General features: G+C 72.2%; 21 protein-coding genes and 1 riboswitch. Of the genes, 10 read left to right on the forward strand and 11 right to left on the reverse strand.

What is annotated here, in order from left to right; all coding sequences use genetic code 11:
- Positions 1–82: 82 nt before the first annotated feature.
- Positions 83–1,093: a hypothetical protein gene (locus tag ACZ6ZT_RS23525; protein ID WP_469721792.1), complete on the reverse strand. Its 1,011-nt coding sequence runs from the start codon at positions 1,091–1,093 to the stop codon at positions 83–85.
- Positions 1,093–1,836: an RNA polymerase sigma factor gene (locus ACZ6ZT_RS23530; RefSeq protein ID WP_469721826.1), complete on the reverse strand. Its 744-nt coding sequence runs from the start codon at positions 1,834–1,836 to the stop codon at positions 1,093–1,095. Before ACZ6ZT_RS23530 ends, ACZ6ZT_RS23525 begins: the two co-directional genes overlap by 1 nt.
- Positions 1,837–2,206: 370 nt before the next feature.
- Between ACZ6ZT_RS23530 and ACZ6ZT_RS23535 the strand changes: the two genes are divergently transcribed.
- From ACZ6ZT_RS23535 to ACZ6ZT_RS23565, 7 genes are all read left to right on the forward strand, one after another.
- The gene (locus ACZ6ZT_RS23535) at positions 2,207–2,827 is read left to right on the forward strand and encodes a 2-oxo-4-hydroxy-4-carboxy-5-ureidoimidazoline decarboxylase (RefSeq protein ID WP_469721793.1); all 621 of its coding nucleotides are present in this window, start codon (positions 2,207–2,209) and stop codon (positions 2,825–2,827) included.
- Between the two features lie 152 nt (positions 2,828–2,979).
- A complete protein-coding gene (sdhC, locus tag ACZ6ZT_RS23540; protein WP_469721794.1) occupies positions 2,980–3,360 on the forward strand; it encodes a succinate dehydrogenase, cytochrome b556 subunit in 381 nt (126 codons plus the stop codon).
- A 5-nt stretch (positions 3,361–3,365) separates the two neighbouring features.
- Positions 3,366–3,848 carry a succinate dehydrogenase hydrophobic membrane anchor subunit gene (locus ACZ6ZT_RS23545; RefSeq protein ID WP_469721796.1) on the forward strand — a complete coding sequence of 161 codons (483 nt, stop codon included), beginning with the start codon at positions 3,366–3,368 and terminating at the stop codon, positions 3,846–3,848.
- Positions 3,849–3,872: 24 nt separating this feature from the next.
- Positions 3,873–5,627, forward strand: a complete 1,755-nt coding sequence (sdhA, locus tag ACZ6ZT_RS23550) for a succinate dehydrogenase flavoprotein subunit (protein ID WP_469721798.1) — start codon at positions 3,873–3,875, stop codon at positions 5,625–5,627.
- Positions 5,627–6,394 carry a succinate dehydrogenase iron-sulfur subunit gene (locus tag ACZ6ZT_RS23555; RefSeq protein ID WP_469721799.1) on the forward strand — a complete coding sequence of 256 codons (768 nt, stop codon included), beginning with the start codon at positions 5,627–5,629 and terminating at the stop codon, positions 6,392–6,394. Before sdhA ends, ACZ6ZT_RS23555 begins: the two co-directional genes overlap by 1 nt.
- A 174-nt stretch (positions 6,395–6,568) precedes the next feature.
- Positions 6,569–7,183: a Uma2 family endonuclease gene (locus ACZ6ZT_RS23560; protein WP_469721801.1), complete on the forward strand. Its 615-nt coding sequence runs from the start codon at positions 6,569–6,571 to the stop codon at positions 7,181–7,183.
- 113 nt (positions 7,184–7,296) lie between these two features.
- Entirely contained in the window at positions 7,297–8,028 is a 732-nt protein-coding gene (locus ACZ6ZT_RS23565; RefSeq protein WP_469721802.1) for a TetR/AcrR family transcriptional regulator, read from the forward strand.
- A 10-nt stretch (positions 8,029–8,038) separates the two neighbouring features.
- On the opposite strand, the gene ACZ6ZT_RS23570 is transcribed toward ACZ6ZT_RS23565, so the two are convergent.
- From ACZ6ZT_RS23570 to ACZ6ZT_RS23580, 3 genes are all read right to left on the reverse strand, one after another.
- On the reverse strand, positions 8,039–9,595 hold the full coding sequence (locus ACZ6ZT_RS23570) for an ABC transporter substrate-binding protein (RefSeq protein WP_469721803.1): 1,557 nt from the start codon (positions 9,593–9,595) through the stop codon (positions 8,039–8,041).
- A 107-nt stretch (positions 9,596–9,702) separates the two neighbouring features.
- Complete coding sequence (locus ACZ6ZT_RS23575) at positions 9,703–11,046, reverse strand: metallophosphoesterase (protein WP_469721804.1); 1,344 nt, start codon at positions 11,044–11,046, stop codon at positions 9,703–9,705.
- A complete protein-coding gene (locus tag ACZ6ZT_RS23580; protein ID WP_469721805.1) occupies positions 11,043–11,288 on the reverse strand; it encodes an SCO4848 family membrane protein in 246 nt (81 codons plus the stop codon). The genes ACZ6ZT_RS23575 and ACZ6ZT_RS23580 overlap by 4 nt, the downstream gene beginning before the upstream one ends.
- 121 nt (positions 11,289–11,409) lie before the next feature.
- Between ACZ6ZT_RS23580 and ACZ6ZT_RS23585 the strand changes: the two genes are divergently transcribed.
- A complete protein-coding gene (locus ACZ6ZT_RS23585) occupies positions 11,410–12,648 on the forward strand; it encodes a D-alanyl-D-alanine carboxypeptidase family protein (protein WP_469721807.1) in 1,239 nt (412 codons plus the stop codon).
- Here ACZ6ZT_RS23585 and ACZ6ZT_RS23590 read toward each other — a convergent pair.
- The 4 genes from ACZ6ZT_RS23590 to ACZ6ZT_RS23605 form a co-directional block, all read right to left on the reverse strand.
- Entirely contained in the window at positions 12,645–13,688 is a 1,044-nt protein-coding gene (locus ACZ6ZT_RS23590; RefSeq protein WP_469721808.1) for a YihY/virulence factor BrkB family protein, read from the reverse strand. The two genes, ACZ6ZT_RS23585 and ACZ6ZT_RS23590, sit on opposite strands and share 4 nt — an antisense overlap.
- Positions 13,689–13,855: 167 nt before the next feature.
- Positions 13,856–14,440: a 2'-5' RNA ligase family protein gene (locus tag ACZ6ZT_RS23595; protein WP_469721809.1), complete on the reverse strand. Its 585-nt coding sequence runs from the start codon at positions 14,438–14,440 to the stop codon at positions 13,856–13,858.
- An 83-nt stretch (positions 14,441–14,523) separates the two neighbouring features.
- Positions 14,524–15,537, reverse strand: a complete 1,014-nt coding sequence (trpS, locus tag ACZ6ZT_RS23600; protein ID WP_469721810.1) for a tryptophan--tRNA ligase — start codon at positions 15,535–15,537, stop codon at positions 14,524–14,526.
- A 157-nt stretch (positions 15,538–15,694) separates the two neighbouring features.
- A complete protein-coding gene (locus tag ACZ6ZT_RS23605) occupies positions 15,695–16,963 on the reverse strand; it encodes a serine hydroxymethyltransferase (protein ID WP_469721811.1) in 1,269 nt (422 codons plus the stop codon).
- Positions 16,964–16,998: 35 nt separating this feature from the next.
- A riboswitch (ZMP/ZTP riboswitch) is annotated at positions 16,999–17,092 on the reverse strand.
- Between the two features lie 127 nt (positions 17,093–17,219).
- On the opposite strand from ACZ6ZT_RS23605, the gene rocD reads away from it, so the two are divergent.
- Positions 17,220–18,422, forward strand: coding sequence for an ornithine--oxo-acid transaminase (gene rocD / locus ACZ6ZT_RS23610; RefSeq protein WP_469721812.1), 1,203 nt, complete (start codon positions 17,220–17,222; stop codon positions 18,420–18,422).
- A 32-nt stretch (positions 18,423–18,454) separates the two neighbouring features.
- Here the strand turns inward: rocD and ACZ6ZT_RS23615 are convergent, their stop codons facing one another.
- Together ACZ6ZT_RS23615 and ACZ6ZT_RS23620 are read right to left on the reverse strand one after the other, a co-directional pair.
- Positions 18,455–19,654, reverse strand: a complete 1,200-nt coding sequence (locus tag ACZ6ZT_RS23615) for a glutathionylspermidine synthase family protein (RefSeq protein WP_469721813.1) — start codon at positions 19,652–19,654, stop codon at positions 18,455–18,457.
- An 8-nt stretch (positions 19,655–19,662) separates the two neighbouring features.
- A complete protein-coding gene (locus ACZ6ZT_RS23620; protein WP_469721814.1) occupies positions 19,663–19,983 on the reverse strand; it encodes a hypothetical protein in 321 nt (106 codons plus the stop codon).
- Positions 19,984–20,092: 109 nt separating this feature from the next.
- On the opposite strand from ACZ6ZT_RS23620, the gene ACZ6ZT_RS23625 reads away from it, so the two are divergent.
- Positions 20,093–20,908 (forward strand): DMT family transporter, encoded by an 816-nt coding sequence (locus ACZ6ZT_RS23625; protein WP_469721828.1) that lies wholly within the window; start codon positions 20,093–20,095, stop codon positions 20,906–20,908.
- The last annotated feature ends 215 nt before the right edge of the window (positions 20,909–21,123 follow it).

Consider the following 21,123-nt stretch of genomic DNA (forward strand, 5'->3'; position numbering starts at 1 on the left):
CGCTCCCCCGCCCGTTTTCCCGGTCCGTGCCTGCCCCCTTACGGGTGACGTGTACGGCGGTTTTCAGCCAGATGGGCAGCCGTCAGCGCGAGCGGAAGCCGAGCGAGCCGCCCGCCTTGACGCTCGGCACCGGGAGGATCGCCTCGCCGGGATCGCCGGCCCCGCTCTGCGGCAGGCCGTCGCGGGCCCCGTCGAGCAGGGCCTCGCAGAAGCGGGCGATCTTCGCGGGGGCCCCGGCGAGCTTGGAGAGGCGCTCGCGGCGGTCGTCGTTCATCCGGCCCGCCCGGTAGGACTCGCACAGGTCGGCCGCCTTGGCCTGGCCGGCGTCCTGGCCGTGGTCGCGGCCGCCCGTGGCGCCGCCGTCCTGCTTGTCGGTGAGCTTGTCGCGGCTGCCGTCGGTGCCCGGGGCGAGGCCCGCGCCCGAGGTGGCGGTGCCGGGCGGCGGCTGCGCTCCGCCCGAGGGGGCGCCGGGGACCGGACGGGTCTCCGTGCCGGGCGGACGCGGGACGCCGGTGCCGGGAGTGAGCGAGGCCTGGCCGTACCCCTCCGGGGTGGGCCGCAGCTGCGGGACGAGGGTGGGACCGGCGCTCTCCCCGGCGGGCGCCGGGTCCAGGTCGGCGCTGACCGAGACGGCCGGGGCGGGGCCCGCGATGTGATGCGTGACACCGTCCAGCAGTCCCCCGGCCGCGGCCGCCGCGATCCCGCCGACGGTGACCCCGGCCAGGGCGGCCGCCAGGCCGAAGCGCGCGTACGCCGGACCGCGCCGCCGCGCGGGGATCCGTACGGGGGGCGGCGGAGCCAGGTCGACCAGCGGCCCGCGGGCAGCGTCGGCTGCTGCGACGGCCCCGCTCCGGGCGGCGCCGGGCGCGGCGGCCCGCGCCGCGCGGAACGCGGCCAGGGCGGCGGCCTCGCCGGGCAGTTCACCGGTCGCGGTACGGGGCGGGGTCAGGGCGCCGAGGGCGGCGCGCAGCCGGGCGGCCTCGGCCCGGGCCCGGGGGTCGGTGTGCGTCTCGGGGGCGACGGGGCCGGCGCCCGCGCGCAGCAGCTCCTCCGCCGCGGCCTGGTCCAGCCACGCGTTGTGCTCGTCGGCCATCACATGTCCTTCTGCGTCCGCCAACGTGAATGCGTCACACCGGTTGGTTCCGCCAGCCCCCCGGCCCGCGCGCGTTGCGCGGGCACGGCGTCGAGGTCGCGCTCCCGCGCCTGGTCCACGGCATTATGGCCGACCGGCAGCAGCGGCCCGGCGCCGAGATCCGGCTGGAGTTCGAGGGGGCCCGCGGAGCCGAACTCGGCGGTCAGCAGTTCCGCGAGCTTCTTCAGGCCCCGGTGCGCGGCGGTGCGGACGGCGCCGGGCCGCTTGCCGAGCGTCTCGGCCGCGCTCTTGGCGTCCAGGCCGACGACCACCCGCAGGACGACGGCCTCGGCCTGGTCCTGGGGCAGCTGGGCTATCAGCGCCATGGTGCGGCCGGTGGACAGGGCCTCCATGGCCTCGCCCGCCGTGTCGCTGTCGGCGGCCCGGCCGGTGAGCTCGGTCTCGTCGCCGCCTATGGCGGGGCGGCGGCCGCGCATGCGGATGTGGTCCAGGGCCCGGTTGCGGGCGATCCGGGCGGCCCAGCCGCGGAAGCGGTCGGCGTCGCCGGTGAAGGAATCCAGGTCGCGGGCGATCTGCAGCCATGCCTCGGACGTCACGTCCTCCGCGTCGCCGTCACCGACGAGCGTGCGTACGTATCCGAGCAGGCGCGGGTGCACGGCGCGGTACACAGTCCGGAACGCGCTTTCGTCGCCGTCCTGTGCCGCGAGCACCGCGGCGGTCAGCTCCGCGTCGTCCCCCAGCAAAGTCCCCAACCCGTTCGACGTCCTGTACGTGTGGCGCAAATCCGCACGTTACGGCTTTCACGTACCTCTCGTCCACGAGTTGTACAACCAGCGACCGGCCCTGTGCGGAGCGGGGTGTGACACAAAACGCACTCCGGGCGCTGACAGGGGTACGGGCTTGTCGCACGAGCCCGTGACGGATGGCGGCCGGGGCCTCTCCTGTGGGGGGTGGCGGCTTCGGCCGCCCTCCCCTGGCCCCGGTTCCTCCGGTCCTTCCGGCCCTCCTGTGCCCCGATCCGGCCGGTCCACCCCTGTCCGGGTCATCCTTTCGGCTCACTTCCGGGTGAAAATCCCCTCGTGAGCGGGTCCCTCCCCCTCCGCGCTCGCTAGCGTGGCGGTACACCCGCGCCCCGCCCCGAGGAGAACTCCGCTGTCCAGCCCCCTTCCGGCACAGGTCCGCGGCCCGGCCTCCGCCCCCCAGGGCGGGCTGGCGCGCTTCAACTCCCTGTCCCCGGACACCGCCCGGACGGCCCTCGCGCACTGCTGCGGCAGCATGCGGTGGGCGCACCGGATGACGGCCCACCGCCCGTACCCGGACACCGCGTCCCTCCTGGCGGCGGCCGACGAGGCCGCGTACGACCTGTCCCAGGGCGACCTGACGGAGGCGCTGGCCCGGGAGTCCTCGGCGGAGCTGGGCCACGGGGCCCCGTACGCCGCGCTGCTCGCCCTCGACGCGGCCCGGGCCCAGTACGAGCGCACCTTCGGGCACGCCTTCGTGATCTGCCTGGACGGGCACCCGCCGGAGGAGCGGGTGGACCAGCTGCTGGCCGCGATCCGGCGCAGACTCGCGCACGAGGTGGACGAGGAGCGCTCGGTCGCCGCCGACGAACTGCGCCTGGTCGCCCGCTCCCGGCTGGCGCATCTGCTGGACCGGCTGGCCGGTCTGCACCACGCCGACCCGGACGATGGACTGTCCGAGGCCGATTTCGGGCTATTCGCCCCTGTGGGATAGTCCGTCCGTGCCTGTTTGATCACACCGATGGACCCGGCGCGAGGGAACCGACAAAGCGTCGCTACGATGTCCGGGGCCGGAGGACCGTACCCGGCCGGGCCCGACCGACAAAGAAGCCGGCTGGCCCCCGCCCCGCTTCCGGAGGGTTTTCCGTGCCGGCTGGAACGTTGTACCGCGGCCGGGAAGGAATGTGGTCCTGGGTGGCTCATCGAGTCACCGGCGTCCTCATCTTCTTCTTCCTGTTCGTACACGTCCTCGACACCGCACTCGTCCGCGTCTCACCCGAGGCGTACGACGATGTCGTGGCTACCTACAAGACGCCGATCGTCGCGCTGCTGGAGTACGGCCTCGTCGCCGCCATCCTGTTCCACGCGCTCAACGGTCTCCGTGTCATCGCAGTGGACTTCTGGTCCAAGGGCCCGCGCTACCAGAAGCAGATGCTCTGGTCCGTCGTGGGCGTCTGGATCGTCCTGATGGTCGGGGCGCTCTACCCCGTGCTCGGCCACGCCTACCGCGTTCTGTTCGGGAAGTGACACGCATGTCTTCTGACACTTCTTTCGAGAAGGGCATCGGCAGCGTGGAGGGCGTCTCCCTCTACGACACCGACAACCCGGCGCCGTACATCGAGGCCCCGCGCAAGCGCACCGGCAAGACGCCGCGCTCGACCCGCGGCAACTTCGAAATGGCCGCCTGGCTCTTCATGCGCCTCTCGGGCATCGTCCTGGTCGTCCTGGTCATCGGCCACCTGCTGATCCAGCTGGTGCTCGACGGCGGCGTCTCCAAGGTCGGCTTCGCCTTCGTGGCCGGCCGCTGGGCGTCCCCGTTCTGGCAGGTCTGGGACCTGCTGATGCTGTGGCTGGCGATGCTGCACGGCGCGAACGGTCTGCGTACCGTCATCAACGACTACGCGGAGCGCGCCGGCACGCGGCTGTGGCTGAAGGGCCTGCTCTACACCGCCACGGTGTTCACCATCCTTCTGGGCACGCTGGTGATCTTCACCTTCGACCCGAACATCCGCTAGGCACGGGCTGAGGCGAATCGACTCATGAAGATCCACAAGTACGACACCGTCATCGTCGGCGCCGGTGGCGCCGGCATGCGCGCCGCCATCGAGGCGACGAAGCGCAGCCGCACCGCCGTGCTGACGAAGCTGTACCCGACCCGCTCCCACACGGGCGCCGCGCAGGGCGGCATGGCCGCCGCGCTCGCCAACGTGGAGGACGACAACTGGGAGTGGCACACCTTCGACACGGTCAAGGGCGGTGACTACCTGGTCGACCAGGACGCCGCCGAGATCCTGGCGAAGGAGGCCATCGACGCGGTCCTCGACCTGGAGAAGATGGGCCTGCCGTTCAACCGCACCCCGGACGGCACCATCGACCAGCGCCGCTTCGGCGGTCACTCCCGCAACCACGGCGAGGCGCCGGTCCGCCGGTCCTGCTACGCCGCGGACCGCACCGGCCACATGATCCTCCAGACGCTGTACCAGAACTGCGTCAAGGAGGGCGTGGAGTTCTTCAACGAGTTCTACGTCCTGGACCAGCTGCTGGTCGAGGTCGACGGCGTGAAGAAGTCCGCCGGCGTGGTCGCGTACGAGCTCGCCACCGGTGAGCTGCACGTCTTCCAGGCGAAGTCCGTCATCTACGCCTCCGGCGGTACGGGCAAGTTCTTCAAGGTGACCTCGAACGCGCACACCCTGACCGGTGACGGCCAGGCGGCCTGCTACCGCCGGGGCCTGCCGCTGGAGGACATGGAGTTCTTCCAGTTCCACCCGACGGGCATCTGGCGCATGGGCATCCTGCTGACGGAGGGCGCCCGCGGTGAGGGCGGCATCCTGCGCAACAAGGACGGCGAGCGCTTCATGGAGAAGTACGCGCCGGTCATGAAGGACCTCGCGTCCCGTGACGTCGTCTCGCGCTCCATCTACACGGAGATCCGTGAGGGCCGCGGCTGCGGTCCCGCCGGTGACCACGTGTACCTGGACCTGACGCACCTGCCGCCGGAGCAGCTGGACGCGAAGCTCCCGGACATCACCGAGTTCGCGCGCACCTACCTGGGCATCGAGCCGTACACGGACCCGATCCCGATCCAGCCCACCGCGCACTACGCCATGGGCGGCATCCCGACGAACGTCGAGGGTGAGGTCCTCGCGGACAACACCACCGTCGTCCCGGGCCTGTACGCGGCCGGCGAGGTCGCGTGCGTGTCGGTGCACGGCGCCAACCGCCTGGGCACCAACTCGCTGCTGGACATCAACGTCTTCGGCAAGCGCTCGGGCATCGCGGCGGCCAGGTACGCGCACGAGAACGACTACGTCGAGCTGCCGGAGAACCCGGCGCAGCAGGTCGCCGACCTCGTCGAGCAGCTGCGCAACTCCACGGGCAGCGAGCGGGTCGCGGACCTGCGCCTGGAGCTCCAGGAGACGATGGACGCGTGCGTGATGGTGTTCCGTACGGAGCAGACCATCAAGACCGCGGTCGAGAAGATCGCGGAGCTGCGCGAGCGCTACAAGAACGTGTCCGTCCAGGACAAGGGCAAGCGCTTCAACACGGACCTGCTGGAGGCCATCGAGCTGGGCAACCTGCTCGACCTGGCCGAGGTCATGGCCGTGTCCGCGCTGGCGCGCAAGGAGTCCCGCGGCGGTCACTACCGCGAGGACTACCCGAACCGCGACGACGTCAACTTCATGCGCCACACCATGGCGTACCGCGAGGTCGGCGCCGACGGCAAGGACTCCGTCCGGCTGGACTACAAGCCCGTCGTCGTCACCCGCTACCAGCCGATGGAGCGTAAGTACTGATGGCCACCCCCACGATGAGCAAGACGGACGAGATGGAGGCCGCGGCCGCGGCTTCGCCGTTCATCACGGTCACCTTCCGGATCCGCCGCTTCAACCCCGAGGTCTCCGACCAGGCGGAGTGGCAGGACTTCCAGATCGAGATCGACCCGAAGGAGCGCGTGCTCGACGGTCTCCACAAGATCAAGTGGGACCTGGACGGCACGCTGACCTTCCGCCGCTCGTGCGCGCACGGCATCTGCGGCTCCGACGCGATGCGGATCAACGGCAAGAACAGGCTCGCCTGCAAGACGCTGATCAAGGACATCAACCCGGAGAAGCCGATCACGGTCGAGGCCATCAAGGGCCTGACGGTGATGAAGGACCTCGTGGTCGACATGGAGCCCTTCTTCCAGGCGTACCGCGACGTCATGCCGTTCCTGGTCACCAAGGGCAACGAGCCGACGCGCGAGCGCCTGCAGTCCGCCGAGGACCGCGAGCGCTTCGACGACACCACCAAGTGCATCCTGTGCGCCGCGTGCACGTCCTCGTGCCCGGTGTTCTGGAACGACGGCCAGTACTTCGGCCCGGCGGCGATCGTCAACGCCCACCGCTTCATCTTCGACAGCCGTGACGAAGCGGGCGAGCAGCGCCTGGAGATCCTGAACGACAAGGACGGCGTGTGGCGCTGCCGCACGACCTTCAACTGCACCGACGCCTGCCCGCGCGGCATCGAGGTCACGAAGGCCATCCAGGAAGTCAAGCGCGCCCTGATCACCCGCCGCTTCTAGCCTTCCCGAAGCACCGGACCCCGTCCGACGGCCTCGCCTGAAGCCGCCGGCCACCGAGGCCCGCACCCCCAGGGGGTGCGGGCCTCGCCGCGTCGTCACCCACGCGAGTGGAGGCTGACGGCCTCGACCTCATTCCGCTTGCACCTGGACGGCTCCCGCGCCGAGACTGCCTCCATGTCCGCTCCGGCCCATGAGACGCCATGCGTCCCAGGTCTCGACGAAGTCCTCTGGCAGGCCTGGAAGGCGATGGACCTTCCGCAGGGGTACCGCGCCGAAATCATCACGCAAGGGGTCATCGACCTCTCCCCCACGCGCGACCTGCGCCACCGCGTGCTCGTCCAGCGTCTCCACGCCCTGTTGGATGACCACCTCTCCGGCAGCGGACTCGCCGTGTACCAGTGCCGCAACGTCATCCATGGCCGTATGGTCTGCGTCCCCGACCTGTTCGTGGGCCCCGAGGACGTGGACGGCATCCGCGATGAAGAGGAGGGGGGCTACGGCGTGGACGCCACCCGCGTGCCCCTCATCGCCGAGGTCGTCTCTCCCGGCCGGGAGGCCCACTGCCGCGACCACATCCGCAAGCGTCGGCGCTACGCCTCGGCCGGGGTCCCCGTCTATGTCGTCCTCGACGACTTCGAGGACGAGGGCACGGTCACGGTTCTCAGCGGGCCGGACCCCGTCACGGGCACGTACGCCACCAAGACCACCGTCTCGTACGGCACCCCCGTCACCATCCCGGCCGGCCCGGCCAAGGGGCTGGAGATCACCGAGGCCCTGACGCGCGGATAGCGCTCGGGTACGGCAGCCGACGTGCGACGTGTGGTCTGTACCAATGGCGAAGCGGAGCCTGGAGAAGTGGCCTGTGGCGAGGGGTGGGCCGGGTCCCGATAGGGTCGGGCATCGTGACAGATCAGAAGGCGCCCAAGAGCGAGCAGACCCGCACGCTGATCCTCGAAACCGCTCTCCGGCTCTTCCAGGAACGCGGGTTCGACAAGACGACCATGCGGGGCATCGCCAAGGAGGCGGGGGTCTCGGTCGGCAACGCGTATTACTACTTCGAGTCGAAGGAACACCTGGTCCAGGGCTTCTACGACCGGATCGGCGCCGCCCATCAGGCGGCGGTCCGGCCGATCCTGGATAACGAGCCCGACCTGCAGAAGCGGCTCGCGGGAGTGCTGACGAGCTGGCTCGACATCGCGGCCCCGTACCACGAGTTCGCCTCGCAGTTCTTCAAGAACGCGGCGGACCCCGAGAGCCCGCTCAGCCCGTTCTCGCCGGAATCGGAGCCGGCGCGCAAGGCGGCCATCGACATCCACCGCGAGGTGCTGGCCGGCGCGAAGACCAAGGTGCCGGCCGAACTGGCCGACGTCCTGCCGGAGCTGATGTGGCTCTCGCAGATGGGCCTCGTCCTGTACTGGGTCTTCGACCGCTCCCCCGACAGCGAGAAGACGCGGCGGCTGGCGGAGCGCGGCGCGCAGCTGACCACGCGCGGAATCGTCCTGGCCCGCTTCCGGGTGCTGCGCCCGCTGGTCCGGGAAGTGCACGAACTCTTCGCCGACTTCCTGCCCGGCATGGCCCAGACGGCGGTCGCGCGCGGCCGCCGCGCCTCGGACCCGCACCCCGGGGAGGGGTGAGGGCCCGGGCCTACAGCCAGTTGAGCTCCCACAGGCGCCAGACGCCCGTGCCGTCGGAGAGGTACTGCGCGCCGGAGACGGCGTCGCGGGACATCACGTAGTCCTTCTTCTGCCAGATCGGGAGCATCGGGACCTGCTGGGAGACCAGCCGCTGGAGCTCGCGGAAGTCGCCGGCGGCCGCCGCCCGGTCCGAGAACGACTGGGTACGGGTGATCAGTTCGTCGACGGTCTTGTCCGAGAAGCCGTTGTTCATGCTGGAGCCCGCCCCGACCAGCGGCGCGAGGAAGTTGTCGGCGTCCGGGAAGTCGGCGATCCAGCCGATCGTGTAGGCGTCGAACTCACCGGCCGCGTACGCCTTCTGGAAGTCCTCCCAGGCGTCGACCGGCTTGATCTTCACCTGGAAGAGGTTCGTCGCCTCCAGCTGCCGCTTGATCTCCTGGGCCTCGGCCAGGTTCACGCCGCGCGCGTTGACGCCGAGCGTGAGCGGGACGGGCGCGGTGACCCCGGCGTCCTTGAGCAGCTTGCGGGCGCTCTGGCCGCTCGGCGCGGGATAGGTGTCGAAGAAGGGCGTGCTGTGCGCCGCGACACCGGCCGGGACCAGCGAGTAGAGCGGGGTGACGGTGCCCTTGTAGATGTCCGCGGTGACCTTGGAGCGGTCCAGTACGGCGGCCACCGCCTGGCGCACGGCGGGCTTCTCGGCCCCCGAGCCGGGGCGCACGTTGAAGACGACGCTACGGGTCTCCGTGCCGCCGGAGGCCTGGTAGCGGACGTCCGCCAGGCCCGGGTTGAGCCCGGCGAGGATGGCGGGGGGCATGTCGCGGTGCGCGACCTCCACCTGGTGGTCGCGCCAGGCCTGGTCCAGCTGCGCCGAGTCCTTGTAGTAGCGGACGGTGACCCGCGCCCGGGCCGGCTTCGCCTGGCCCTTGTACGCCGGGTTGGGCCTGAGCTCGGCGGAGCCGGAGGCCTTGTAGGCGCCCAGCAGGTACGGGCCGGTGCCGTCGGCCTTGGCCTCCGTGCGCAGCGCGGTGGCCGGGTACGTGTCCTTGTCGACGATCGAGGCGGCGCCCGTCGCGATCTTGAAGGGGAAGGTGGCGTCGCGCGCGGAGAGGTTGAAGGTGACGGTGCGGCCGTCGGCCTTGACCGATTCCAGGGTGTTGAAGAGCGGGCTCGGGCCCTGGTCGGAGTTGATCCGCTTGATGCGGTCGAACGAGAACTTCACGTCGTCGGCGGTGACCGGGCGGCCGCCGGGAAAGGTCAGGTCGGGGCGCAGCTCGCACTGGTACGTGGTGAGCTTCTGCCCGATGAACTTGCAGGAGGAGGCGGCGTCCGGGACGGGGGTGTCGGAGCCGGACTTGATGGTCAGCAGCGACTGGTAGACGTTGCTGAACAGGGCCCAGGAACCGGCGTCGTAGGCCCCGGCCGGGTCGAGCGCGGAGACCACGTCGGTGGTGCCGACGCGGATCGCGCCGCGCCCGTCGTCGCCGGCGGGCAGCAGCTGCCAGGCGCCGACGCCCGCGGCGCTGAGGACCAGACCGGCCGCGATGATCTTCGAGCGGACAGACCGCATCCCCTGAACCCCGCTATTCGAACCAGGTGTCCGGCTATCGGACTATCGGTCACCCAATCACGGAAAATCAGCCACGGGAAGGGTCGTGATGCCCCGGTGGGGCCGGGTCAGGCCTGGTATGAGGCGAGTTCCACCACCGTGATGTCGGACGGGGCACCGACCCGCACCGGCGGGCCCCACGCGCCGGCTCCGCGGGACACGTAGAGCTGGGTGTCGCCGTAGCGCTCCAGGCCCGCGACGGTCGGGTTGGCGAGCTCGGCCACGTAGTTGCCGGGCCACAGCTGGCCGCCGTGGGTGTGGCCGGACAGCTGGAGGTCCACGCCGTGGCGGACGGCGTCGTGGATGACGACCGGCTGGTGGGCGAGGAGCACGGCGGTACGGGAACGGTCGCGGCCGCCGAGGGCCGCCCCGAAGTCGGGGCCGTGGCCCTCGCTCTCCCCCTGCACGTCGTTGACCCCGGCGAGATCGAAGTGGGGCAGCTCGCGGCGGGCGTTCTCCAGCGGGATCAGACCGAGCTCGCGGACGTGGTCGACCCACTGCCGGGCGCCGGAGAAGTACTCGTGGTTCCCGGTGACGAAGTACGAGCCCAGGCGCGAGCGGAGCAGGCGCAGCGGCTCGGCGGCGGGGCCGAGGTCGTGGACGCTGCCGTCGACGAGGTCGCCGACGACGGCGATGAGGTCGGGCTGCGTGCGGTTGACGGTGTCGACGATCCGCTGGGTGTGGGCGCGGCCGAGGATCGGGCCCAGGTGGACGTCGCTGACGACGGCGATCCGGAACCCGTGCGCGGCCCGCGGCAGCCGCGCGAGCGGCGCCCGCACCCGCTTGACGCGGGGCCCGCGCAGCACCCCGTAGGTGCCCGTGCCGACGGTGACGGCCGCGGCGGCCACCGCCGCCCCGCCGACGGCCCGCGCCACGAACACCCGCCGGGAGACCCCGCCCGCGGGCGGGGCGGCGGCCGGGGCCGGCCGGGGCTCCACCGGGGCGGGGGCCACAGAACCGGCCCCCGCCGGGCCGGCCGGCGCCGCGCCGGGAGCGGCCGCGCCGGCCGGTACCGCCGGGCCCGCGCTCGCCGGCCCCTCCGGCGCCTGCGGAGCCGAGCCGGGGGCCGCGTCGTCCGGCCCCGGCGGAACGGCCGGCAGCCGGCGCAGCCACAGGCGGCGGACCGGCTCGGCCACCAGCATCGCCAGGCTCAGGTACAGCAGGACGGCCAGCCACATGAACCCCGGCCACGCCACCAGCCGCTCCAGCCAGAACGGCGCCCCGGCCCGCCCCGCGGTCAGCGCCGCCAGGGCCAGCAGCGGCAGCGCGAAGGCCAGGGCGGTACCCGTCCGGCGGGCCGCGCCACCCGCGCGGGTGGTGTCACGGACCAGCCGGACCCACAGCCACCGGTGCACCAGCACCAGCAGGACCAGTACGGCGACGACCGCCACCACGACCACGACGACGGTCATCGTGATGCACGCCGCAGAGCCCGCACCCCGCGCAACCCGATCACTCCAACGGCCGTCCCCAGGAGAAAGGACGTCACCGCGAGGAGAAGGTGGACCCAGAAGTACGCAGTGGGATCACCGGCCGTGTCGAAGGACAGGCCGCTGCCGTTCGCCCACAGGTTCCTAACGAAGGTTGTCCAGATGAACCAGCTCCACACTCCGAAGGCGAGCAGGAACCAGGAGGCGGTGCGGCTGAGTTTCATGTCCCCAGTATCGGATTCGTCCCCAGGACGGACGCGTCCGGGTGGGCCGTACCGGCGGTGGTTCTCCACGGATGGCCGGTCCGGGAGGGCGGACAGCCGATCGGGATGTACGTTCACCTGCGTGTCTGCTAAAAAGACCGCGCTGACGGTCCTCTCCGCCGCGCTGCTGGTCCCAGCGGTGCTCGTGCCGCCCGCGCACGCCGCGCCGACGCCGCCCCCCGCGGCGGACGGGAAGGCCCGGCCGCCGCAAGCCCCCGCGCCGCCCGCCTCGATGTCGACCGTCGGCGGAGCCACGCTCGGCCAGCCGGGAACGCAGGTGAACCTGCTGCCTGGCGCCCCGGCCCTGCCCGCGAACCTCAGCGGCCGGTCGTGGATCGTGGCGGACGCCGAGACGGGCGCGGTCCTCGCCGCGCACAACGCCCACTGGCGGCTGCCCCCCGCTTCCACCATGAAGATGCTGTTCGCGGACACCGTGCTGCCGACCCTGCCCAAGGACCAGGTGCACCGGGTCTCCGAGCAGGACATGTCCGGCGTCGGCGCCGGCAGCAGCCTGGTGGGCGTCAAGGAGGAGATGGAGTACTCCGTCCACGACCTCTGGCTGGGCGTGTTCCTGCGCTCCGGGAACGACGCCGTGCACGTGCTCGCGGCCATGAACGGCGGTATCGACAAGACCGTCAAGGACATGCAGGCGCACGCCGAGGAACTCCAGGCGCTGGACACCCACGTGATCTCCCCGGACGGCTACGACGCCCCGGAGCAGGTGTCGAGCGCGTACGACCTCACCCTCATCGCCCGCTCCGGCCTGCAGAAGCAGGACTTCCGCGAGTACTGCGGCACGGCGGAGGCGAAGTTCCCCGGCCGCCAGGAGGAGGGGAAGCCGCGCGAGTACTTCGAGATCCAGAACACCAACCGGCTGATGACGGGCGCGGGCGGCATCAGCCCGTACAAGGGCATCGCCGGGGTGAAGAACGGCAACACCACCATGGCCGGCTCCACCTTCACCGGCGCCGCCCAGCGCGGTGACAAGAAGCTGCTGGTCACGGTGATGAACCCGGACACCGGTGGGGTGAACTCCGTGTACGAGGAGACCGCCCAGCTCTTCGACTGGGGCTTCGCGGCGGCCGGGAAGGTCAAGCCGGTGGGCGAACTGGTGCCGCCGAAGAGCGCCGACACCACCTCCCTCGGCTCGCCCGCGCGCTCGCACGCGAAGGAGCCGTCGGCGAGCGGCGGCGACGACTCCGGCAGCAGCGGCATCGGCACGGCGTTCGGCATCGCGGGCGGGGCGGCGGCCGTCCTGGCGGGCGGGCTCTTCGCGGTCAACCGCCGCTGGCCGCGCGGCCGGCGCGGCGAGCGGGGCTAAGGGAGCCGACGGGGCTGACGGGGCTGACGGGCGGGGTCTCCCGGGGCGGGGTCCGGCCCGGGCGCGGGTTCCGGTTCGGGGCCCCGCGCACCGGCGCCGCCCGCATGGGCGCCGCCCGCACCGGCCTCGGCACCGGCACCGGCACCGGCGGCCTCGGCAGCCGCACCGCCCCCCTCGCCCTCCGCGTCCGCCCCGTCCCGCGTCGCCGTCCAGGCCGCGCAGAACAGCAGCAGCTTCGCCGTGAAGTTGATCCACAGCAGCAGCGCGATCGGCACCCCGAAGGCCCCGTACATGCTCTTGCTCGCGACCTCCCGGATGTAGCCGCTCAGCAGCAGCTTCAGCAGCTCGAAGCCCGCCGCGCCGATCAGCGCGGCCTGGATCAGCCGGCCCCGCGGCGGTTCGACCCCGGGCAGCAGCGTCAGGACGTACAGGAGCAGCAGGAACGCGGCGAGCACCCCGACGAGGAAGGCGGCCGCGCGCAGCAGCGCGCCGCCCGCCCCCTCGCGCGGGACGCCGAGGAGTTGGCCGAACTTGCCGACCGCGCTGGAGCCGACGATCGACGCGGTGGCCGAGGCGAGGCCCGCGCCGCCGAGGCCGAGCAGGACCAGGCCGTCCTTGCCCTTGCGCACCACCGGGTTGCCCTCGTCCTCGTCGTCCTTGTCCCACACGGCGCGCAGGCAGTCCCGCATGGAGCCGACCCAGCCGATGCCGGTGAAGAGCAGCAGGGCGCCCGCGACGAGGCCGACGGTGCCGGCGTTGGCGGCGAGCCCGTCCAGGTCGAGCTGGTCGGAGATGCCGGGGATCTGCTCGGCGAGGTTCTTCTGGAGCCGGTCGAGCTGGTCCGTGCTGAGCAGCGCCGCGCCGACGGCGATGCCGACCGTGAACAGCGGGAAGAGCGCGAGGAAGCTGATGAAGGTGATGGCGGCGGCGAGCCGGGCCCAGTGCACGCGTTCGAGCCGCTCGTAGGAGCGGTAGGCGTGGGTCCGCATGGCCGCCGACACCAGCGGTCCGATCAGCGGGAGTTTCGTCAGCCAGTCCATGGAAGTCACCGTAAATGAGCTGCCCGAAATAGCCGGGATTACCGGTTGCCGGGACTACGGTCGTCGTTTGTGACTTTTTCCGATGCGCGCCCCGCGGACCGCCCGTTCCACACCCTGGTCCTGCGCGGGCTCCGGTTCCGTGCCGTCCGGGCCCTGCGGCCGCTGCGTCAGGAGCGGCGGGCCGCCGTACCCGCGGCCGGCGGGGACTGTGCGGGGACGCCGGCCGCGCCGGTGCCGAAGGGGTACTCGCGCAGCTTGCGCCAGACGCCGTCCGAGCCCTGCTCGTAGAGCGCGAAGCCCTCGCACAGCCAGGCGGCGGCGTACTCCGCGAGCTCGGCGTAGGCCCGGTCCATCGCCTCCTCGGAGATCCCGTGGGCGACCGTGACGTGCGGGTGGTACGGGAACGCCAGCTCGCGGTCGAGCGGTCCCTCGGGGTCGCGGACCCGCCCCTGGAGGCGGGTGCAGTCCGGGGCGCCCTCGACGAGCTGGACGAAGACGACCGGCGAGAGGGGCCGGAAGGTTCCCGTCCCCGCCAGCCGCATCGGGAAGGAGCGGAAGGCCCCGGCGACCTCGGCCAGGTGGGCGCGGATCCCGGGCAGCCGGTCCGCCTCCACCTCGGTGGGCGGTACGAGGGTGACGTGCGTGGGGATGCCGTGCGCGGCGGCGTCCCCGAAGCCGGCGCGCAGCCCCTGGAGCTGGCTGCCGTACGGCTCCGGGACCGCGATCGAAACGCCGAGCGTTACGGTCCCCACGTGTCTCTCCTCCGTCTGGGTGGCGGGTGCTGCCGCATCAGTGTGGCGCCGGCACCCCCTCGGCCGCCAGGGGCCTTTGTCCGTCAGTGCTTGGCGGGCAGGAAGCCGAGGTGGTCGTAGGCCTGGGCCAGGGTCTCGGCGGCGACGGCCCGGGCCTTCTCCGCGCCCTTGGCCAGCAGGGAGTCCAGGGTCTCCGGGTCGTCCAGGTACTCCTGGGTGCGCTGCTTGAAGGGTGTGACGAAGTCGACCATCACGCCGGCCAGGTCGGTCTTGAGCGCGCCGTAGCCCTTGCCCTCGTACTTCGCCTCCAGCGCGGGGACGCTCTCGCCCGTGAGGGTGGAGTAGATCGTGAGCAGGTTGCTGACGCCGGGCTTGTGCTCGGTGTCGAAGCGGACCTCGGCCTCGGTGTCGGTGACCGCGCTCTTGATCTTCTTCTCGGTGACCTTGGGCTCGTCGAGGAGGTTGATCAGGCCCTTGGGGGAGGACGCGGACTTCGACATCTTGATCGTCGGGTCCTGGAGGTCGTAGATCTTCGCGACCTCCTTGACGATGTGCGCGGCCGGCAGGGTGAAGGTCTGGCCGAAGCGCTGGTTGAAGCGCTCCGCGAGGTCGCGGGTCAGCTCGATGTGCTGGCGCTGGTCCTCGCCGACCGGGACGGCGTTCGCCTGGTAGAGGAGGATGTCCGCGACCTGGAGGATCGGGTACGTGAACAGGCCGACGGTGGCGTTGTTGGCGCCCGACTTCGCGGACTTGTCCTTGAACTGGGTCATCCGGCTGGCCTCGCCGAAGCCGGTGATGCAGTTCATGACCCAGCCGAGCTGGGCGTGCTCCGGCACGTGGCTCTGGATGAAGAGCGTGCACCGCTCGGGGTCCAGGCCGGCCGCGAGGAGCTGCGCCGCGGAGAGGCGGGTGTTCGCGCGCAGGTCCTTGGGATCCTGCGGCATGGTGATCGCGTGCAGGTCGACCACCATGTAGAAGGCGTCGTGCGTCTCCTGCAGGGCGACGTACTGGCGGATGGCTCCGAGGTAGTTCCCGAGGTGGAACGAGCCGGAGGTGGGCTGGATGCCGGAGAGCGCGCGAGGACGATCAGAAGCCATGGCCCCATTCTCTCAGGTGCCGGGGCGGGCCCGTGCCCGCCGCCGGCCGGAATGTCCGGGGCCGGCCCCGCCCCCCGCCCGGGCCCCGCAGGGGTACCGGGCGGTAGCGGGGCGGCCGGAACCCCCGGGTTCCCCGGGTTTCCCCGGGCTCCCCGGGTTACAGCGGCAGCCCCGGGGCCGGGAAGGCGGCCATCAGCTCGGCGACCTCGGCGCGGACCGCGGTGAGGGCCGTCTCGTCGCCCTTCGCCGCCGCGTCCACCGCCCGGGAGATCCACTCCGCGACGGCCGGCATGTGCGCGACGCCGAGCCCGCGGGAGGTGAGCGACGGGGTGCCGATGCGGATGCCGGACGGGTCGAAGGGCTTGCGCGGGTCGAAGGGCACCGTGTTGTAGTTCACGACGATCCCCGCCCGGTCCAGGGCCTTCGCCGCGATCTTCCCCGGCACCCCGCGCGAGGTGAGGTCGATCAGGATCAGGTGGTTGTCGGTGCCGCCCGACACCAGGTCGAAGCCCCGCTCCAGCAGCGCTGCGGCCAGCGCCTTCGCGTTGGCGACGACCGCGTGCGCGTACGCCGTGAACGCCGGCTGCGCCGCCTCGTGCAGCGCGACCGCGATCCCGGCCGTCGTCTGGTTGTGGGGGCCGCCCTGGAGGCCGGGGAAGACCGCCTTGTCGAGGGCCTTCGCGTGCTCCTCGCGGCACATCAGCATCGCGCCGCGCGGCCCGCGCAGGGTCTTGTGGGTCGTCGTCGAGACCACGTCGACGTGGCCCACCGGGGACGGGTGGGCGCCGCCCGCGATCAGGCCCGCGATGTGGGCGACGTCCGCGACGAGGACCGCGCCGGCCTCCTCGGCGATCGAGGCGAAGGCGGCGAAGTCGATGGTGCGCGGCAGGGCCGTACCACCACAGAAGATGATCTTCGGGCGCTCGGCGAGGGCCAGCTCGCGCACCGCGTCGTAGTCGACGCGGCCGTCCTCGGGCCGCACCCCGTACTGCACGCCCCGGAACCAGGAGCCGGTCGCCGAGACGCCCCAGCCGTGGGTGAGGTGCCCGCCCATCGGCAGGGCCATGCCCATCACCGTGTCGCCGGGCTTCGCGAAGGCGAGGTAGACGGCCAGGTTGGCCGGGGAGCCGGAGTACGGCTGGACGTTCGCGTGGTCCACCCCGAACAGGCCCTTGGCCCGCTCGACCGCGAGGGCCTCGACGCGGTCGATGTTCTGCTGGCCCTCGTAGTAGCGGCGGCCCGGGTAGCCCTCGCTGTACTTGTTCTGCAGCACCGTGCCGGAGGCCTCCAGCACGGCGGCGGACACGTAGTTCTCACTGGGGATCAGCCGCAGCGTCCGCGCCTGGAGGTCCTCCTCGGCGGCGACGAAGGAGGCCAGTTCGGGATCGGTGGCCAGCAGGGCGGGGTGACGGTGGTGTGCGCTCATGGCGGTTCCTCCGGGGTCGATGTCGTCTCTCGTCCCCGCGAGGCCCAGGCGAGCGGCCCTGTGTGCGGTCGTCGTGCGCGCGCGGCTTCCCCGGAGTTCGTTCTCCGTGCGCCAGTCGCCGTGCGTACCGCCCACCCTAGCGGGCCCGCGCCGCTCCGGAGGGCGCGCCGGTGGAAAGGTTTCTCCGTCCCGGTTCCGAGCGACGATAGAAAGGACGCCATCCACGTCACCGGCCAGACGGACGATCGGAGACCCCGTGTCGACAACTGCTGATGCCATCCGCGCAGGCGACGAGCACAGCGCGCACACCTACCACCCCCTGCCCGTCGTCGTGCGTACGGCGGAGGGCGCGTGGATGACCGACGTGGAGGGCCGCCGCTATCTCGACATGCTCGCCGGGTACTCGGCGCTCAACTTCGGCCACGGCAACCGCCGTCTGCTCGACGCCGCCCACGAGCAGCTGGAACGCGTCACCCTCACCTCCCGCGCCTTCCACCACGACCGCTTCGCCGACTTCTGCGCCCAGCTCGCCGAGCTGTGCGGCAAGGAGATGGTGCTGCCCATGAACACCGGCGCGGAGGCCGTCGAGACGGCGGTCAAGACGGCCCGCAAGTGGGGCTACGAGGTCAAGGGCGTGCCGGACGGGCACGCGAAGATCGTGGTCGCCGCCGACAACTTCCACGGCCGCACCACCACCATCGTGTCCTTCTCCACGGACCACGACGCCCGCGACCACTTCGGTCCCTACACGCCCGGCTTCGAGATCGTCCCGTACGGGGACCTCACCGCGCTCTCGCACGCCGTCACCGAGAACACCGTGGCCGTCCTGCTGGAGCCGGTCCAGGGCGAGGCCGGGGTCCTGGTGCCGCCCGCCGGCTACCTGGCGGGCGTACGGGAACTGACGCGCGAGCGGAACGTGCTCTTCATCGCGGACGAGATCCAGTCGGGCCTCGGCCGCACCGGCGCCACCTTCGCCTGCGACCACGAGGGGGTCGTCCCCGACGTGTACGTGCTGGGCAAGGCCCTGGGCGGCGGGGTCGTCCCCGTCTCCGCCGTGGTCGCCGACCGGGACGTGCTCGGGGTGTTCCGGCCGGGCGAGCACGGATCCACCTTCGGCGGCAACCCGCTGGCCTGCGCCGTCGCCCTGGAGGTCATCGCGATGCTGCGCACGGGCGAGTACCAGCAGCGCGCCGCCGAGCTCGGCGACCACCTGCACCGGGAACTGAACCTGATGGTCGGCGGCGGCGCGGTGACCGCCGTACGCGGGCGCGGGCTGTGGGCGGGCGTCGACATCGACCCGTCCCGGGGCACGGGCCGGGAGATCTCCGAGAAGCTGATGGAGCTCGGGGTGCTGGTGAAGGACACCCACGGGTCGACCATCCGCATCGCCCCGCCGCTGGTGATCAGCAAGGAGGACCTGGACTGGGGCCTGGACCGGCTGCGGCAGGTGCTGGCGTAGCGCACGGGGCGGGGGGCGGGGGGCCAGGGGCTCTAGAGGATGACGTGGGGCAGGAAGCGGGCGTACTCGTCCGTGACCGGCCCCGCCGATTCCCTGATGCCCAGCCCCGCCGCCTCCTCCTCGACCACCCACGCGCCGAGCACGACGCGGTTGCCGTCGAAGTCGGGCAGCGGGGCGAGCGCCTGGAAGACGTACGTCTCCCCCTCGGCCGGGACGAAGGGGCCGTCGTCCCCGTCCGGCCCGTGGAGGGTGACCCCGGCGCCCTCGCGGCCCAGCAGCGGCTTGGCCGCGTAACCGCGCGAACCGGGCTCGGCGAGTTCGCGCGGGCCGTCGAGGTAGGCGGGCAGCAGGTTCGGGTGCTCGGGGAAGAGCTCCCACAGGATCGCCAGCAGCGCCTTGTTGGCCAGCAGCATCTTCCACAGCGGCTCGATCCACACCGTGCTGCCGGAGCCGCCGCCGTGGTCGTAGGTGCCGAGGACCTGCGGGCCGAAGGCGTCCTCGGCGAGCCACTCCCAGGGGTAGAGCTTGAAACAGGCCCGGATGAAGCGGAGCTTCTCGTCCACGAACCGGCCCGAGAGGCTGTCCCAGCCGATCTGCTCCACGGACAGGGCGTGCGTGTCCAGGCCGGCCTGTTCGGCGGTCTCCTGGAGGTAGGCCACCGTCATCAGGTCCTCGCCGAGCTCGTCGGTCTCGGAGTGCGCGAAGTGCAGCGGGCCGGGGGGCAGCAGTTCCGCCTGCCGGCGCCAGGCCTCCACGAGCCGCTCGTGCAGGGAGTTCCACTGGTCGGCGCCGGGGAAGCGCTCCTCCATCCAGAACCACTGCGGACTGGCCGCCTCCACCAGGGAGGTGGGGGTGTCGGCGTTGTACTCCAGCAGTTTGGCCGGGCCGTCACCGTCGTAGCGCAGGTCGAAACGGCCGTAGAGGGAGGGCTGTTCGGCGCGCCGGTGCCAGGACTCGGCGATCAGCGCGGCCAGCTTCGGGTCGGTGATGCCGAGGTCGGCGAAGCGGTCGTGCTCGACGATGTGGGCCGCCGCGGCCAGGCACATGGCGTGCAGCTCCTCGACGACGCCCTCCAGCGCCTCGACCTCCGGGAGGGTGAAGGAGTAGTACGCGCTCTCGTCCCAGTAGGGGCGCAGGGAGTCGTCCGGGTAGCGGGTCAGGGGGTAGATGAGCCCCTGCTCCTCGACGGTCTTCTGCCAGTCGGGGCGGGGCTCGATGGTGTGCCGCTGCATCCGGGCGCTCAGCCGCCGGAGGAACCGGAGTGGCTGCCGCCGCCGATGCCGCCGCGGGTGACGGCGGACTTGTCGAAGCTGCCGCCGCTCACCTTGCCCTTGCTGACGGTGCCTCCGTAGTAGTAGGCGCCGGAGCCGCCGCTCTTGCACTCCTTCATGTTCAGGTGGTTCAGGGAGGAGCGCGAGGCGCAGCGCTTGTCCGGCTCGTCGCTGCTGCCGCACGCCACGAGGGTGGCGGCGAGCAGGCCCATCCCGCCGAGGGCGACGGCGCTGGAGCGCATGCGGCGGCGGGGGGCGCTCTTCGGGTGTCCGGTCGTACTGCTGTCCATGGCCGACAGACTAGAACGGGACGCGGGGGGAGGGAATCGGGCCGTAGTCACACCCTTGTCACGGGTGGGGACGCCGGTCGGGGCCTACAGTCGGTTCGTGCTGATTGGGATGCTTTGCGCGCTGGGTGCGGCCGTCTGTTTCGGTACGGCGTCGGTGTTGCAGGCCATGGCGGCGCGGGCGGCGGAGCCGGGGACCGGGTCGGGGGTCGACACCGCGCTGTTCCTGCGGGCGCTGCGGCAGTGGCGGTACGTGGCCGGGCTGGGGCTGGACGCGGTCGGCTTCGTCCTCCAGATCATCGCCCTGCGGCACGTGCCGATCTACGCGGTCGGCGCGGCGCTGGCGGCCAGCCTCGCGGTGACGGCGGTGGTCGCGGCGCGGCTGCTGCGGGTGCGGCTCTCGCGGCTGGAGTGGGGCGCGGTGGGGGTGGTGTGCGCGGGGCTGCTGATGCTGGGGCTGGCCTCCGGGGAGGAGGGGACCGGGACGGGCTCGCTCGCGCTGAAGCTGGGGTTGCTGGCGGTGGCGGGGCTGGTGCTGCTGGTGGGGGTGGTGGCGGGGCGGCTGCCGGACCGCTCGCGGGCGCTGGTGCTGGGGCTGGCGGCGGGGACGGGCTTCGGGGTGGTGGAGGTGGCCGTCCGGCTCATCGACACCCTGTCGTGGCGGGAGTTGGGCAACCCGGCGCTGTACGCGCTGCTGCTGGGCGGGGCGGCGGCGTTCCTGTTGCTGACCTCGGCGTTGCAGCGGGGGTCGGTGACGGCGGCGACGGCGGGGCTGGTGCTCGGCGAGACGATCGGCCCGGCGGTGGTGGGCGTGGCCTGCCTCGGCGACCGCCCCCGCGAGGGCCTCGCCTGGCTGGCCGTCCTCGGCTTCGCGGTGGCCGTGACCGGCGCCCTGGCCCTCTCCCGCTTCGGCGAACCGGAGGCGTAACCCTCCGCCGCCCCACCCCGATTCCGGTGCCGTTCACCCCGCGTTACTCCGCGCCCGCGGCCTCATCCGGCGCCCGTCACCACACGGCGCTCCGCGCCCGCGCCTCAAACGCCGGCGAGGCTGGGGTTGCCGACATTGGCCGGCACAATCCAAGCCCCGACCGGCAAAAATCAGCCCCGCCGGCGTTTGAGGCGCGGGGGTCCGGGGGCTGGCCC

Source organism: Streptomyces sp. NPDC102258, assembly GCF_055584685.1.